Here is a 15,142-nt window from a genome sequence, read left to right as displayed (position 1 = left end):
CTTCACTGTTTTAAAGTTCATATGACTGTCCTTTGGCGGGGATTTGTACGTTTGGATAACCGGCTTCGGCCAGTGTGTCTTTGAAAGCTTCCATGCTGCTGGCGTCGCCATGCACCAGGAAAATATTCTTCAACGTTTCTGGTGATTGCATCTGCACAAAGTTGATCAAATCGTTCCGGTCACCGTGCCCGCTGAATACGTCGATTTTTTCGATGTTGGCCAGTACTGGTTTTTCTTCGCCTTTGATGGTCAGCGTTGGCTGTCCATTCAGGAGTCTCCAGCCCAATGTGCCTTCTGCGCAATAGCCGATCAGTAATATGGTGCAATAGGGGTTACCAATGTTGGCCGCTACGTGATACTCAACGCGTCCGCCCTGTACCATGCCCGACGAGGAAATGATGATACACGGTTCGTTATAATCCGACACCGCTTTGCTGGCTTTGCTCGACTCAAGAAACTCGAAATTTTCGAAATCGAACAACGTTTCGTTCTCATCGAAGAAGTCGCGTGCCTCTTTGCTTAGCTGACGAATATTCTTGGCGTATACCTTCGTGCTTTCAAAGCCCATCGGACTATCAGAGAACACTTTAATTGGTTGAAAACCGCGTTGGGTGTATAGTCGATTAAGCGTATATAGCAGCGATTGGGTACGTCCTACCGAGAAGGTTGGAATAATCAGTCTGCCGGGAATGTCGATACAGGTACGTTGGATCACGTCAGCCAACGCATCTTCTGGAGAGGCGGTGTCAACGTGAAGCCGGTTGCCGTAGGTCGATTCGCAAACCAGATAATCCACGGCTGGTACCGGGGCAGGGTCAACCAGTAGGGGGTAGTTTTTGCGGCCAATATCGCCTGAGAAGCAGATGCTTTTCTTTTCCCCATTCTCGTAAATGTCGAGCACGATGTGGGCGGCTCCGAGCAGGTGACCAGCAGGATAAAACGTAACGCTACACGATTCGTTTAGGCGAAATTTGCGGTTGAATTGCAGAGCCACAACGCTTTCCATGCTCTCGCGAACTTGCTTGTCGAGAAACAGCTCGTTTTGCAGCTTTACCTGCTTGTCGAGTACTTTCTTTTTTCGGCTGCCGTTCAGATCGTTTATTTTTCGCTGGTTCAGCGAGGCAGCATCTTTTAGCAGAATATCAGTAAGGGCAAACGTGGGCTCTGTACACAAGATTTGGCCTTCGTAGCCTTCGCGGTACAAATTGGGCAGGTTGCCCGAGTGGTCGATGTGTGCGTGCGTGAGCAGCACGACGTTGATACTGGAAGCTTCGAACGGGAAGAGACCAGTAGTAGGTTGTTCTACGGGGGGAGTAAGTCCGTTTGAGCGCTCCAGATTAGAACCGCAATCGATCAGAATGCGGTAATCGTCCTCCAATTCCAGCAGGTACATACTGCCCGTTACCTGCTGGGCGGCTCCCCAAAATGTTAATTTCATGCGTGATGTTTACCGTAATTTGTATGGTCATCGCCGGTTAGTTCAGGCAGTACGTGTCCTCAGTGGAGGCCGTGTGCCGGGCCGACTCGATTAGTCATCGGGCTGGTTAAAAAGGGCTTTTCTATAACGCAGATACTGTATACTGAATTCCCTTAGCTTTGCAAAGCTACAAAAAAGCCCTGAACAGTTTACCCCCCGTATTGTGCTCATTTGCCCTGCTCAAGCCCCCACAGGTCGGTCTATTCTCTCTATACTGATTGCCTGTTCTTTCTTGCTTCGTCTTATTCCCGCTTCTGGTCAGGTACAACTTTCTCCCGATTCGGTTGCCTTACAGCGCTTACGTACCTGGGCGGTTTCGTTACAAAGTGGTCCATTGGGTAGCAATGGCATAGTGGCGCTGTCAGTAAAGCGGGTGAATGATGGGGCTGTTATCTTCGGTCAGAATCAATATACCAGCCTCTCAACGGCATCGACGCTCAAGCTGGTTTCTACGGCAACTGCCTTAGCCACACTGGGAAGCACGTTCTCGTACACGACAACGCTCGAATACGACGGTGTTATCAAAGACAGCATCTTACAAGGCAATCTGTACTTGCGCGGCACCGGTGACCCTTCGCTGGGAAGCGGCCGGTTTGCCGGCTATCCGGCCTGGGTGGCGTTGCTGAAATCTATCTCCGGTCAGGTACGTCGGGCGGGTATCCGGCAAATCGAAGGGTCGGTGATTGGTGACGCGAGCTACTATGATAACCAGCCTATCCCCGACAGTTGGCCCTTTAGCGACCTCGGAAATTATTACGGTGCGGGCCTCTACGGCCTGAATTTTAACGAGAACCTGTACCGTATTTATTTTAAATCGGGCTCCTCGCTTACGGCACCTGCCCCGGTATTGCGAACCGATCCCGCCATGCCGTTTCTGACGTTCAATAACCGGGTGACAACGGGCCCGGCCAATTCGGGCGATGAAGTAAATATTTACGGGTCTCCTTTCAACAATACAGCAACCCTCGATGGCACTATTCCGGCCAACAGCACCAATTTCGCCGTGAAAGGTGCTATGCCCGACCCGGCCTACTTTACTGCTTATGCTATTACCGAGCAACTGCGCCGCGACAGTATTCAGGTTGCCGGAGTGGCTATGGCGTACCGGCCAGGTACGTTGCCGGTTGGTGTACTGATAGACGGAGTAGGGGCTAACGCATTGGGAGGTAGACCACTGGCCAGAACTGAAATTACTCGCTACCTATCGCCGCCACTGAGTGATCTGGTGCGCGAAACAAATTACCAGAGCATCAACCTGTATGCTGAGGCCCTGATGCGCACGGCCGCACGGCAGATTAAACAAGCGCCCACCAGCTGGCCCGAATCGATCTCGGCTGTTACTGGCTTCTGGAAAAGTAAAGGCGTAGACCTGGCCGGGTTTCGCCCCCGCGACGGCAGCGGACTGTCGACAACCGGGGCCATGACAACCGATAACCTGACCAGTATTCTGACCGCTATGACTCGTGAAACGGCCTACCCGGCGTTTTATGCCAGTATTCCGGTGGTGGGTCAAACGGGAACGGTCAGAGGTCTGGCCAAGGGTACAAAAGCAGCGGGCAACGTGCGGGCCAAGAGCGGTACCATTGAAGGGGTACGTGCCTATGCCGGTTATTTTACCGCTACCGATGGTACATTGATGAGCTTCTCGTTTATGATTAACAAGTACGCCGAGGGTAAATACGCCGCTCTGACGCCGCAGATTGAACGGCTGTTTGTCTTACTGGTAAGTCTGTAATTGAACCGGGTTAGGCGGGGTCAATATTTTCGATCACCAGATTGTGGTTGGTGTAAATGCAGACGTCGGCGGCAATGTGCAGACTTTCGGCTACCATGTCGGCGGCAGTCAAATGGGCGGCGTGTTTTTTAAGCGCCAGTGCGGCCGACTGTGCGTATACGCCTCCCGAACCAATAGCGGCTACATCTGAATCGGGTTCAAGTACATCGCCGGTGCCCGAAATAATGAGCAGATCATCTTGCGAGGCCACGATCATCATGGCCTCCAGCTTCCGCAAAAAACGATCGGTGCGCCAATCTTTTGCCAATTCAATGGCTGCCCGGCGGAGGTTGTTGTTGTAGTTGCTCAGCTTTTCTTCGAAGCGCTCAATCAGGGTAAAGGCATCGGCTGTTGATCCGGCGAATCCCGCCAGCACCTTACCACCCGCCAATCGGCGTATTTTTTTGACATTGCTCTTGGCAACGGTATTACCCATAGTGGCTTGTCCGTCGGCACCTAAAGAAACTTGTCCGTTGTGCCGTACTCCCACAACGGTTGTAGCATGAATGGTCATTGAAAATGTGTTTTCCTGTTTGTTGAGTTACAGATTTAGCCGGGGCTTGGTTCACTGGCCAAAGGGCTGAATGGCTTTCACCACCTCCATCACCAGATCGGTGGCACCAACATTACCCATCACATAACGCTGGCAGATGCTCCCGGCGCGTTCCCGCTCCGACGCGTTTTCGTATAACCGGGCGAAGGTTTGCGTCAACTCGGTGACCGAACGTACCTGAAAAGCACCCCCTTGCTGAACCAGATCCACCGCCTCCTGAAATTTCTGGTGATTAGGCCCGAAAAGGAGGGGTAGGCCGAAGGTGGCCGCCTCCAGGCAGTTATGCAGGCCTTTGCTAAATGCGCCACCGATGTAGGCAAAGGTGCCATACTGGTACAGTGAGGTTAGCATACCGATATTGTCGATAAACAGGTAGCGGGCATCCGGTGGGGGCGGGGTGGTGCTCAGCGACGAAAACCGAACAGACGGGGCCGTTAGCTTCGACTGCCATCCGTTTATCTCAGTTTCGTGAATTTCATGTGGCGCAATAATGACGCGGAGTGGTTTGGTGAACGCGTTTAGTGCCGGAATCAGAACATCCATATCGGCCGCCCAGGCGCTGCCCACCACAAGCGTAGGTGCATTGCCCACAAAAGCAGCGGCTTCAGGAATAGCCCGTTTGGCGGCGGCTACCTGCGCTACCCGGTCAAATCGGGTGTCGCCAGCGAGGGTAACCCGGTCAATGCCGATCTGATTCAGTAGCGTCACCGACTCCTGATTTTGCACCAGAATATGGTCGAAGTAGGTCAGCAGATTTCGGTAGAAACCGCCATATGGTTTGAAAAAAAGCTGATTAGGCCTGAAAATGGCCGAAAACGAAAGGGTGGGTACCGATTGCCCCGGCCTGGCAGAATGACCTGCATCAAGCGCCTGGAGATAGTGATACCAGAATTCGTATTTGATGAAAAAGGCAATCTGCGGTCGTACCTGCTCCATCCATTCGCGGGCATTGATGGCTGTGTCGGCGGGCAGGTACGTGACCACATCGGCCCCGGCGTAGTTTTTCCGTACTTCGTAGCCGGAGGGCGAAAAGAATGAGAGAACAATCTGACAGGCTGGGTACGTTGTCCGAAACGCTTCGATGACTGGCCGACCCTGTTCAAATTCACCCAGTGAAGCGGCATGAAACCAGGCCACCGGCCGCGCTTCATCAAGGGGCTTATCCAGGAAAGGTTGTCGCCATCGGTTTCGCCCGTTCACCAGGAGTCGAGCTTTCTGGTTAAACGGAGCTGCCAGCCTGATGAGCAGGGAGTACAGAAAGATAGAGAGGTTATAAAGAATGATCATTACGCTGCGCTATTAATGCATGGTGACCAGTTCCAGACTGCGCCACACAATGTCGCCCATGGTGCGGCAACCATCGAAACTGGTAACGCCATAATGCCGGTTGAGCGAGTCAATCAATTGGGTCACGTTTTCTTCCGGTGCAATGAGGTCAAAGCGCATGGCGGCCATTAGGTCGCCAATTCGGCTTTGTTCTACCCGAAGCCGACCGGCCATGAGCGACCGTTCTTCAATCTGGTACTGACGCACACTTTCGGGGGTCAAAACGGTAGTGCCCAGGTCAATAATCGGCTGATTTTGACGGTAGTACTGCGGCATATACACCGATTTCCGCCCCTCATACGACTGCTGATCAAAGTCAATAGCCCTGATTCGATAATACACCTCGTCGAAATCGGGGGTAATATCGATCACGAAATTGCTTGAATGCATGTCTCCCAATAGTCGAACGAAACAGCGTTCATTGAATTTGACGAACTCTTTGCAGAGCCGAACCGGGTTCATGCCTTCTTCATTGATGCGCTGTTCAAAGAACATATCGCCCGGAATACCGGCAATGTGCTCTTCAATCAGCGTTTGCCCGCTGGTGAGGTAGCTAATCCGGTTTGGCGACAGGATGTGCTCTAATTCAAGGCCGTAGATCCGCGAGGCATCGGCGTTTTTGATGTAGAAGTAATCAAAGTTATCGTTTACCAGATTGCGCACCCGAACCCGGAATGGCGATGTGTTGCCATAGCAGCACAAATCGACCCGATCGATGGTAAGGTGGCCGGTTACCGACATATCGCCGTCTGCCTTCAAAATGGCGTAAATATGTTTTAGCGCCGACAGCATTTCATTGGCTTCCGAGGCGGGGTAATACACCGTTTCCCAGAGCGTATCGCGGTTCCGCTTGTCGAAGAGGGCCGCCGAATTGTCGTAGCGCAACAGATCGACGTACTGAATCGGCAGATCATGCTCGCGGTTGTATTGTGTCAGGTACGTTCGAAGGGTCGACCGGATGGGGTAAACCAGTTTTTTGCGAGTGATGATGGGCATATGCGCTAAGGGCGGTGTGTCGGTTTAGCTAAAGCAAGCTGTAGACCATTTTGTAAAGGTAAAGCAAACCAGCCCGAGAGCAGATTGCCTTTGCTGCCAACTAAACCAGATAGTCATTTTGCCAGGCGTATTACGAGTCATCATTCCTATCTTCAAGCGCTGAAGGTTACTATTACCTGCGAAGTATGAAAGAATTTGTATTTGATAGTAACGGCTATCTAACCCCAAATGATGAACCCGTGTTTGCCGACAACACAAGTGTTAAATACCATTTTGGTAGTTCTTCTGTATTGAGATGGGATTTATGGAACTCTGTAGAGAAATTGGTAGAGATTCTTTCATCGTATCTGCTGCCTGTACAAGAGATATGGCTCGATGGTAGCTTTATCAGCCAGAAAGTGGACCCTAACGATGTAGATATTGTGATTTTTATAAGTCACGGTTCGTTTAAGATTATGAGAGATGTCCTTGATGCGTTGAGTACCTCTTTCGTTCATCTAGACGTGAAGTGGGTTCCTGTTCTTGATACACTTGACGACCTTTCGTCTGCTATTAATGCGCTTGAACGGATGAAGTGGTTTGTCTTGTTCAGTAGTGACAGAAATGGATTACCGAAAGGATTTATTAGTCTAAAAATTAATTGATTATGGCATACTTGGAGGGGCTCACGACCCATGAGGTAAAGCTGGTTGTGACGGCAAGGAAGATTCGGCAGTTTAAGGAGATTATAGCCCAACAGCGTGCGCTTGGCGCTGCCGATGAGTTGCTTGAACCGTCGCTCGATACGCAACGCAAACTGGAAAAGGAGTTTCAACAGTTGAGTGATCAAGTACTGAAAGTAGCTCAATAGCCCATAAATTAACTCTTGACTCAATCGCTTAAACTTCTCTTTGTTTGTAGCCGAAACCGGCAGCGGAGCCTGACGGCCGAACACACGTTTGCTATTGAATCGGGCTATGACGTTCGGTCGGCCGGAACTGAACCTGGTGCCCGAACAAAGCTTAGTCCGGATTTAATAGGGTGGGCTGATGTAATTTTTGTGATGGAGAAAAAGCACCGCGACTGGATCGGCCAGCGCTACGCCGACTTGGTTGCCGGCAAACCAGTAATTAACCTCATGATCGCTGATGAGTACCCGTATATGGATGATGAACTGATTGACATCCTTACTAATCGGGTAGTTGCCTCTCTCGACGAATTCTAACCTGTATCAATGATCGAAACGCCTCGCCTTACTTTGCTTCCGCTAACGGTTGATCAGGTACGTTTACACATTGCGGGAGGCACCCTGCTCGAAACAGCCCTTGGCGTTCGGCCGGGTCACCGAGAGGTCACAGAGCCGTTGCTGAGTATCATCAAGGCGTTCACCATTCCGTTTTTACAACAGCCCGATCGCCAGCCCATCTACGATACTATTTGGGTTGCCCTCGACCGCGAACTGAATCAGTTTGTGGCCGATTTTAAGTTTAAAGGTGCCCCCGACGATGAGCAAACGGTTGAATTGGGCTACGGGACGTACCCGGCTTTTCAGGGTCGTGGCTACATGACCGAACTGGTGGGTGGGGCCACAGCCTGGGCTTTTTTGCAACCCGGCGTCGAGCGCGTAACCGCAGAAACCAGCCTGACCAACGTGGCTTCACAGACCGTACTCCAGAAAAATCAGTTTGTTCGCTTCGAGCAGGACGAATACGTTTGCTGGTGGGAGCGCAGGGTCGATGAATAATTATCAATTATCAGTGATCAATTAGCAATGGGGTTGGCTTAGTAGCCGAATGCTTAGTTTAGCAGAGCCATTGATAATTGATCACTGTTACTTGTTCACTGAACTCTCATGCACTACATTTTTCTCGCCCTGGCTTTTCTGACGGGTATTGCCATTTCTATTCAGGCTGGCGTAAACTCCAACTTGCGGCTAGCGTTGAATAACCCGCTGATGGCTTCGCTGATCTCGTTTGGTACCGGTTTTATTACACTACTGATTGTGCACCTGACAACGAGTGGAGCCATTCCGCCCATGGCAACCCTTCGCTCATTATCGTGGTGGAAATGGACCGGAGGGGTGATTGGAGCCATTTACGTGACTACCGTAATTCTGTCTGTTCCGCGTATCGGTACCGCCAATCTGGTCAGTCTGAGCGTGGCAGGGCAATTGCTGGCGGCGGTAGTACTCGATCACTACGGGTTGCTGGGATTCACACAACACTCCGCCAATGTGTGGCGATTGTTGGGAATCGGGCTTATTCTGGCGGGAGTTTGGCTGGTGGTTAAAAACTGAAAATGAGCGTTTCGCGTTTATAGAGGTACAGATTCTACAAAAAACCATGAAACTCATTATCAGTAGCTTCACGGCGCTTGCCGTTATAATTTCGCTGGCTTGCCAGACCAATTCATCAGCCGACAAAAACGCGGCAATCTACGAGCAGGGGCAAACCCCGCCGGGTGGCAAACGGGTGGTGAAGACCAACGCTGAATGGAAGAAGATTCTGACGCCCGATCAATATGCAATTTTGCGCGAACACGGAACGGAGCGGGCCGGTACCAGCCCCTTGTTGAATGTACACGAAGAAGGAACGTTCTATTGCGCTGCCTGCAAAAACCCCCTGTTCCTGGCTAAAACAAAGTTTGAGTCGGGTACCGGCTGGCCAAGTTTCTACGAGCCCATCTCGAAAAACGCGGTTAAGGTTGGTAAAGACAACAGTTATGGCATGGTTCGCGATGAAGTTGTTTGCTCAGTATGCGATGGGCATCTGGGCCACGTTTTTGACGACGGTCCCAAGCCAACCGGCCTGCGCTATTGCATGAACGGCGTAGCTATGACGTTCCAGAAAAAATAGGAATTAGTTTCAAGTTTCAGGTTTCGGGTGCTTCGCTGATCAACGACTGGTTGATCAGCGAAGCACCCGAAACCTGAAACTTGAAACTAATAAAACGCCCCTCGCATCACCTATGTCAATTGGGTGATGTGAGGGGCGTTTTTACTAAAATAGGCCTTGTTTACGTTATCTTTGCTCATCGTTGGCTGGTCATTGTGCGGCCATAATCCCTTTAAGTACCAATCGTTGATGTATGAGTGAAGAGAGAGACCGGCTACGGTCGGTTCGGCACGCGTTTGGCGAATTCCGGCAGCGGATGAAAAGCCGTCGGAAAAAGCTGGGAGGCCACGTTGTTCGCCTTGTTGGCGAAGAGCGCGTAGAAACCTGGAAAGATAAATTGCTGGCCCGTCGCGAATCGTTCCGGGCATTTGTACATCAATACATCGACCCTGATAGCTGGTATTACCCGGTGTTGCGGGGTGCGGCTAAGTACAGCCTTATATTGCTGTTGTTTCTGATTGGGTACGTGTTTGTGTTACAAACCAATTTTCTGTACCTAACAGGAGCTATGCCCAGTGTGGCAGATCTGAAAAATCCCAAGCTGAATCAGGCATCGGAGATTTATTCGCTGGATGGGCAGATGATCGCCAAATTCTACGCCGAAAACCGGACACCCATCAAATACGAGAACATTCCGGCCCACCTCACCCAAGCGCTGATTGCTACCGAAGATGCCCGTTTTTATAGCCACGGTGGCATCGATCCCCGCGCTATCGGCCGGGCAGCTTTTAGCCTTGGGCGTGAAGGGGGAGGCTCGACCATTACGCAACAATTAGCGAAAAACCTGTTTAAAACGCGCCGCCGCAACAATGAAGGCGTGCTGAACCGCATTCCGTTTGTGCGGAAAGTGATTTATAAGTCGAAAGAATGGCTGATGGCCATGACGCTCGAACGCAACTTCACGAAAGAAGAAATTCTGACCTATTACTTCAACACAGTCGACTTTGGCCAAAACTCATTTGGGTTGAAAACAGCGGCTAAGACATTCTTCAACAAAGTGCCTGACAGCTTAAGCATTCAGGAAGGAGCGGTGCTGGTTGGGTTGCAAAAAGCTACGACCTACTATAACCCGCTGAAGAACCCTAAAAACTCGTTGATGCGCCGCAACATTGTGTTGGGGCAGATGGCAAAATATAAATACCTCACAAAAATACAGGTCGATTCGATTAGCGAGTTGCCGTTGAAAACAGAGTTTTCGCCCGAAAGCGCATCTGCTGGTCCGGCCAGTTACCTCAAAAATGCGGTCGAAGATTTTGTGACGGAATGGAGTGAGAGCAACCGCAATGGATTAGACCTTTATACCGATGGACTGAAAATCTACACAACCATCGATTCCCGAATGCAGAAGTACGCTGAAGAGGCAGTGCAGGAACGGATGAAGAAGTTGCAGAAAACCTTTGATAATCACTGGCGTGGTCGTAACCCCTGGACCGACGAAAACGGGGAAGAGCTTCCTGGTTTTATTGACTCGGTAGCCCGGCGCACAGAACGATACAAGGGCCTGGTCAAACGATTTCAGCTGTATCCCGACTCGGTGAATTACTACATGAAGGTCAAAAAACAGCGTATGAGGGTTTTTGACTGGGAAGGAAAGAATCAGGCCCGTGAGGTGGAGATGACGCCATACGACTCTATTGCCTATTACAAGCATTTTCTGCAGGCGGGTATGGTGGCCATGGATCCTCATACTGGTTTCATTCGGGCGTGGGTGGGTGGTCTGGATCACAACTACTTCAAATACGACCACGTAAAGCAGGGCCGCCGCCAGCCGGGGTCAACCTTCAAGCCATTTGTTTATGCCGCCGCCATCGATGATACGGCCTTCAACATGAGCCCCTGCGATCGCATTCGGGATCAGCCTTTCCGGAAACCATACCGGGAAAACGGCGAAGAAAAAGTGTGGGAGCCTAAAAACTCGGGGGGGGGCTTCACGTATTCCAACATGACATTACGCCGGGCATTGGCTCGGTCGGTCAATTCGATCACCGCCCAACTGACCGATATGATTGGTCCCGATCGGGTAGTCGAATACGCGCACAAGCTAGGTATTACCAGTAGGTTGGCCGCTGTTCCGTCAATCGGGCTTGGCTCGTCGGATGTGTCACTCTACGAACTGGTTTCGGCCTATTCAACCTTTGTCAATGAGGGTCAGCATACGAAACCCATGATTGTGCAACGGATTGAAGACCGTGATGGGCTCGAAATAGAAGTCTTCAAACAAGAGCGCAGGCCCGCTATTAGTGCTGAATCGGCTTACCTGATGCTATATATGCTTCAGGGCGGTTTGCAGGAGCGGGGTGGCACATCACAGAATCTGTGGTCTTTCGATCTGTTTAAGCGGAACCATCAGATGGGTGGTAAAACGGGTACAACCTCCAACAACTCCGACGGTTGGTTTGTGGGCGTTTCTGATAAGTTGGTAGTAGGTGCCTGGGTTGGCGGCGATGATCGAAGCATTCACTTCCGGTCTACAGACATGGGCGAAGGAGCTAAAACGGCTTTGCCATTGGTCGGTGGTTTTCTGGAAAAAGTGTACGCTGATCCCAAGTTCCGTGACCTACAGGGGCCGTTTCCTAAAGCAACCGTCGATATACAGAAGCAATACGACGATTGTGCTTCGGATTACGAAGACTACGAAAACAGCAGCGAAGAATCATCTGATTCAACAGGTGGTGCCGGTGGTGGTGCCGATTCGCTCTTTGTGTTGCCGCCTGTTGTGGTTCCTGACCCACCTGATTCAACCAGAGTACCGGAACCGCCGGGGCCGTAGGCTAAGCGTTTGCGCCATAAAAAGAGGGTTTATCGTTGAATAGATATTATTTAAACGATAAACCCTCTTTTTATGGAACGCCAGTCAGATAATGAAAAGGACCTCCGCAACGTACCTACCGATATGGAGAATGATCCAACTGCCGACGAACGGGTGATTGACCAAACCGGGTCGAACGTAAAGAACGTACCGGAAGAGGTAAATCCATCGGGGTTGGAAAAACCAACGGCTGCCGAAGGAACAACCCCGTTGGATGATCTGGCCAATGCGTTGGCCTACGCTCTGGATGGCAGTGGTACCGGTATGGCTGGTGCTCCTCCAATTGCGCCCACTGTGGGTGAGGCGCAGAAAATAGCCAGCGAAGGAACGACCGGGGCAGGACCCGAGGACGAGGAAGATGATCTAACCGATGATCGTTAAGCCATTGATGGTATCGTAGCGGTGTTGCGTTCAAAGTATTGCTGGCGAACCCGTTCCACCCGTTCGCCAATGAGGCGGTTTAGTGCAAAAGCTACACCAACCGATATAATTAGTGTATAAATGTTGACGTAGGCACCCCCAATCTGCCAGGCAGAAAGTGATTCCCAAACCAGAAAGTGAACGATGTAGAGGGGGTATGATAAATCACCTATTTTGGCATCGAGTCGGTTGTGCTTAGTCTGCAAAAAAACAAATGGCAGAGTGAGAACTACCATAAGGCGATACAGCGCTGATGATACGCCGCCTGGCAAACCCAGGTCAACCAACGCCTGATGAACCAGGCCGAAGAGGCAGGTGTAGGTCAGCGCAATGGCTAGCGCCAAAGGACACAACCAGTTGGGTAGCTTGCTGAATTTTAGAATGTGGTAAGCTTTATAGGCGAGCGAACCGGCCACAAAATACATTAATTCTGAAGGGAAAAAGCGATAACTCCAGGCCATACTATCGAGATGAGCATACTGACGTAGCACGAAACGAATCGTGGCTGACATAAGGATGATTAGCACTAACACCCAGCTTTTTCGGCGAACGATAAAGGGAGCCACCACATAGAACGTAATCTCCAGACTAATTGTCCAGGCGGGCTGTACTACCAACAAGCTGTTCAGATTGGTAGCTGAATGGCTAAAGTCTGAAACCGGAACCAATGTACCCGTAGTGGGATCGATGGATAAAAAACTGAGCCAGTCCTGACCAACTAAGGTGAAGTTTGCAAAGCCAAGGAATAGGATTGTTGACACCGACAAGCGGTCGTAATTGTCGCGAATGGCTCGGAAAAACTCCAGTTCAGGCGGGCCAATAGTCAAGGCCATCGCAATAGCTGTCAGCAAAGTCAGGCTAAAGACGACGTAATAAAGGGGCAAAAGGCGAAGTAGTCGATTAGTCAGAAACAGCCGATAGGCACTTGACTGCTCAACATATTTTTCATTCAGAATCAGGGCCATGTAAAACCCTGATATCATGTAAAAAGTCTGAACGGCCAGGCTACCGCTCATGGTTGGAAAGCCTGGTAGTGGTCCTGCGTGTACAAAAACCACCATCGTTGCGAGGAGTAGACGAAGTAATCCCATAACGTAACCTTACTTTAAATAAGAGTACGCCAATATATTAAATCTATCTACTTAGGCAACTTCTTTGTATTGCATACGGTATAGGTTCGCATAAAATCCTTCCAACTGGAGCAATTGTTCGTGTGTTCCTTGTTCCTTTATCAATCCTTTGTCGACAACGATAATCTGATCAGCTTTCTGAATAGTGCTCAATCGGTGGGCAATAACGATAGCTGTACGGCCCCGCATCAGTTTGCTGATTGCCGCCTGAATCATCTCTTCAGTTTCCGTGTCGACTGATGAGGTAGCTTCATCAAGTACAATAATGCGTGGATTTTGCACCATAGCCCGCACAAAAGAGATCAACTGCCGTTGCCCGACAGAAAGCGTTGCACCCCGTTCCTGCACATTATAGTCGTAATTTCCAGGCAACTGCATGATGAATTCATGAACGCCGACGAGTTCGGCCGCTTCTACAATCTGTTCGCGAGAGATAGAGGGATCGCCCAGCGTAATGTTGTTTTCGATTGTATCGGAAAACAGAAAAACGTCCTGAAGAACAACGCCAATTTGCCGACGAAGGGCCGCCAGTTCATAGTCGTGAACATCTCGCCCATCAATCGTGATTTGCCCCCGGTTAATGTCATAGAAACGGCTTAGCAAATTGATGATCGATGATTTTCCGGCACCAGTAGCGCCAACGAAAGCCACCGTTTCACCGGCACGTACCTGAAATGAAACATCTTTCAACACGTAATTCTCGTCGTTATAAGCAAACCATACGTTCTGAAATGACACGTCGCCGTTCAGCTTTTCCGGAATATAATGACCATTGTTAACGGTATAATCGTCGCTGTCGAGCAGGGTCAGAATACGGTCGGCGCTTACAATGCCCATTTGCAGGGTGTTGAACCGATCGGCGAGCATACGAATGGGGCGGAAGAACAAATTAATGAACATCACAAAGGCTGTAACTGTGCCGAAAGTAACCTGCTCGTTCAGAATTTCGCGGGCTCCATACCAGACTACCAAACCCGTACCCGCGGCAGCCAGGATATCGGCAACAGGAAAGTAAATCGAGTAATACCAGATCGACCGAATGTTAGCTTTCCGGTGTACATCGTTGATTTCCTGAAATTTTTTGGCTTCAATTCGTTCGCTGTTAAAAATCTGCACGATGTTCATGCCAGTGATATGTTCCTGCACAAAGCCATTCAGGTTAGCTACGGCAGTCCGCACCTCGTTGAACGATGCTTTTATTTTCTCTTTGAACACGTAGGTGCTAAGTAACATGAACGGCACCATCGACAGGCTGATACTGGCCAGTCGCCAGTCGGTGTAGAACATGACGCCGATAATTAATACCAATTGCAGAATATCACCAGCAATGGCGGCCATGCCTTCTGTAAATACATCGGCCAGGGTTTCAATATCGGAGATGGTGCGGGTGACCAGCCGACCAATAGGCGTATTATCGAAAAACTTAAGGCGCAGGCCCAGAATTTTTTGATATAACTCTACCCGAATATCGCGGATGACGTGCTGCCCCATCCAGCCCGACAGATAGGCATTGGCAAACTGAATAAATGCTTGAATCACCAGAACGCCAACCATAAGGCTAAGCATAATGGTAAGGCCCCAATAATCAGAACTGGCAATCTGCGTATCAATAGTACGCCGAATAAGCAGCGGTGTTACGGGGGCTAACAGAGCACCTAGCAGAATAACGCCAACCAACAAATAAAAGCGAGCCTGATAAGGTCGCACAAAGGCATAGAGTCGTCTCAGAATAGCTACATCAAATAGCCGTCCACTCTTCTTTTCGTCGCTCACTGGGTAAAAAT

General features: G+C 50.3%; 15 protein-coding genes. 9 read left to right on the top strand and 6 right to left on the bottom strand.

Going from position 1 to position 15,142, the window contains the following annotated elements; all coding sequences use genetic code 11:
• Positions 1-10: 10 nt before the first annotated feature.
• Entirely contained in the window at positions 11-1,438 is a 1,428-nt protein-coding gene (locus ACAW87_RS20200) for an MBL fold metallo-hydrolase RNA specificity domain-containing protein (protein ID WP_370725449.1), read from the bottom strand.
• Positions 1,439-1,640: 202 nt separating this feature from the next.
• Here ACAW87_RS20200 and dacB point away from each other — a divergent pair, with 202 nt between their 5' ends.
• Complete coding sequence (gene dacB, locus ACAW87_RS20195) at positions 1,641-3,212, top strand: D-alanyl-D-alanine carboxypeptidase/D-alanyl-D-alanine endopeptidase (RefSeq protein ID WP_370725448.1); 1,572 nt, start codon at positions 1,641-1,643, stop codon at positions 3,210-3,212.
• Positions 3,213-3,222: 10 nt separating this feature from the next.
• Here the strand turns inward: dacB and hslV are convergent, their stop codons facing one another.
• The 3 genes from hslV to ACAW87_RS20180 are packed head-to-tail and all read right to left on the bottom strand — an operon-like array spanning position 3,223 to position 6,126.
• Positions 3,223-3,765 carry an ATP-dependent protease subunit HslV gene (hslV, locus tag ACAW87_RS20190; protein ID WP_370725447.1) on the bottom strand — a complete coding sequence of 181 codons (543 nt, stop codon included), beginning with the start codon at positions 3,763-3,765 and terminating at the stop codon, positions 3,223-3,225.
• Between the two features lie 51 nt (positions 3,766-3,816).
• Positions 3,817-5,091, bottom strand: coding sequence for a 3-deoxy-D-manno-octulosonic acid transferase (locus ACAW87_RS20185; protein WP_370725446.1), 1,275 nt, complete (start codon positions 5,089-5,091; stop codon positions 3,817-3,819).
• 12 nt (positions 5,092-5,103) lie between these two features.
• Entirely contained in the window at positions 5,104-6,126 is a 1,023-nt protein-coding gene (locus ACAW87_RS20180; protein WP_370725445.1) for a hypothetical protein, read from the bottom strand.
• A 185-nt stretch (positions 6,127-6,311) separates the two neighbouring features.
• On the opposite strand from ACAW87_RS20180, the gene ACAW87_RS20175 reads away from it, so the two are divergent.
• From ACAW87_RS20175 to ACAW87_RS20140, 8 genes are all read left to right on the top strand, one after another.
• The gene (locus ACAW87_RS20175; protein ID WP_370725444.1) at positions 6,312-6,770 is read left to right on the top strand and encodes a DUF6932 family protein; all 459 of its coding nucleotides are present in this window, start codon (positions 6,312-6,314) and stop codon (positions 6,768-6,770) included.
• A gap of 2 nt (positions 6,771-6,772) precedes the next feature.
• Entirely contained in the window at positions 6,773-6,976 is a 204-nt protein-coding gene (locus ACAW87_RS20170) for a hypothetical protein (RefSeq protein WP_370725443.1), read from the top strand.
• 15 nt (positions 6,977-6,991) lie between these two features.
• Positions 6,992-7,330, top strand: coding sequence for a low molecular weight protein tyrosine phosphatase family protein (locus ACAW87_RS20165; RefSeq protein ID WP_370725442.1), 339 nt, complete (start codon positions 6,992-6,994; stop codon positions 7,328-7,330).
• Between the two features lie 9 nt (positions 7,331-7,339).
• Positions 7,340-7,849, top strand: coding sequence for a GNAT family N-acetyltransferase (locus ACAW87_RS20160; RefSeq protein ID WP_370725441.1), 510 nt, complete (start codon positions 7,340-7,342; stop codon positions 7,847-7,849).
• A 108-nt stretch (positions 7,850-7,957) separates the two neighbouring features.
• Complete coding sequence (locus ACAW87_RS20155) at positions 7,958-8,401, top strand: DMT family transporter (protein WP_370725440.1); 444 nt, start codon at positions 7,958-7,960, stop codon at positions 8,399-8,401.
• A gap of 46 nt (positions 8,402-8,447) precedes the next feature.
• On the top strand, positions 8,448-8,960 hold the full coding sequence (msrB, locus tag ACAW87_RS20150) for a peptide-methionine (R)-S-oxide reductase MsrB (RefSeq protein ID WP_370725439.1): 513 nt from the start codon (positions 8,448-8,450) through the stop codon (positions 8,958-8,960).
• 232 nt (positions 8,961-9,192) lie between these two features.
• On the top strand, positions 9,193-11,769 hold the full coding sequence (locus ACAW87_RS20145) for a penicillin-binding protein 1A (RefSeq protein WP_370725438.1): 2,577 nt from the start codon (positions 9,193-9,195) through the stop codon (positions 11,767-11,769).
• Between the two features lie 72 nt (positions 11,770-11,841).
• The gene (locus ACAW87_RS20140) at positions 11,842-12,189 is read left to right on the top strand and encodes a hypothetical protein (protein ID WP_370725437.1); all 348 of its coding nucleotides are present in this window, start codon (positions 11,842-11,844) and stop codon (positions 12,187-12,189) included.
• Here the strand turns inward: ACAW87_RS20140 and ACAW87_RS20135 are convergent.
• Positions 12,186-13,319, bottom strand: a complete 1,134-nt coding sequence (locus ACAW87_RS20135) for an acyltransferase family protein (RefSeq protein ID WP_370725436.1) — start codon at positions 13,317-13,319, stop codon at positions 12,186-12,188. The two genes, ACAW87_RS20140 and ACAW87_RS20135, sit on opposite strands and share 4 nt — an antisense overlap.
• Positions 13,320-13,370: 51 nt before the next feature.
• The gene (locus tag ACAW87_RS20130) at positions 13,371-15,131 is read right to left on the bottom strand and encodes an ABC transporter ATP-binding protein (protein WP_370725520.1); all 1,761 of its coding nucleotides are present in this window, start codon (positions 15,129-15,131) and stop codon (positions 13,371-13,373) included.
• Positions 15,132-15,142 lie beyond the last annotated feature (11 nt).

The sequence above is a fragment of the Fibrella aquatica genome (genome assembly GCF_041321135.1).
Classification (GTDB): Bacteria; Bacteroidota; Bacteroidia; order Cytophagales; family Spirosomataceae; genus Fibrella; species Fibrella aquatica.
The sequence above is the reverse complement of the archived record's forward strand: the minus strand, read 5'-3'. Positions and strand labels throughout refer to the sequence as shown.

Excerpts from the sequence above, each read along its gene's own strand:
- ACAW87_RS20200 (WP_370725449.1), bottom strand. The coding sequence starts at position 1,438 with ATGAAATTAACATTTTGGGGAGCCGCCCAGCAGGTAACGGGCAGTATG.
- hslV (WP_370725447.1), bottom strand. The coding sequence starts at position 3,765 with ATGACCATTCATGCTACAACCGTTGTGGGAGTACGGCACAACGGACAA.
- ACAW87_RS20185 (WP_370725446.1), bottom strand. The coding sequence starts at position 5,091 with ATGATCATTCTTTATAACCTCTCTATCTTTCTGTACTCCCTGCTCATC.
- ACAW87_RS20180 (WP_370725445.1), bottom strand. The coding sequence starts at position 6,126 with ATGCCCATCATCACTCGCAAAAAACTGGTTTACCCCATCCGGTCGACC.
- ACAW87_RS20175 (WP_370725444.1), top strand. The coding sequence starts at position 6,312 with ATGAAAGAATTTGTATTTGATAGTAACGGCTATCTAACCCCAAATGAT.
- ACAW87_RS20170 (WP_370725443.1), top strand. The coding sequence starts at position 6,773 with ATGGCATACTTGGAGGGGCTCACGACCCATGAGGTAAAGCTGGTTGTG.
- ACAW87_RS20160 (WP_370725441.1), top strand. The coding sequence starts at position 7,340 with ATGATCGAAACGCCTCGCCTTACTTTGCTTCCGCTAACGGTTGATCAG.
- ACAW87_RS20155 (WP_370725440.1), top strand. The coding sequence starts at position 7,958 with ATGCACTACATTTTTCTCGCCCTGGCTTTTCTGACGGGTATTGCCATT.
- msrB (WP_370725439.1), top strand. The coding sequence starts at position 8,448 with ATGAAACTCATTATCAGTAGCTTCACGGCGCTTGCCGTTATAATTTCG.
- ACAW87_RS20145 (WP_370725438.1), top strand. The coding sequence starts at position 9,193 with ATGAGTGAAGAGAGAGACCGGCTACGGTCGGTTCGGCACGCGTTTGGC.
- ACAW87_RS20140 (WP_370725437.1), top strand. The coding sequence starts at position 11,842 with ATGGAACGCCAGTCAGATAATGAAAAGGACCTCCGCAACGTACCTACC.
- ACAW87_RS20135 (WP_370725436.1), bottom strand. The coding sequence starts at position 13,319 with ATGGGATTACTTCGTCTACTCCTCGCAACGATGGTGGTTTTTGTACAC.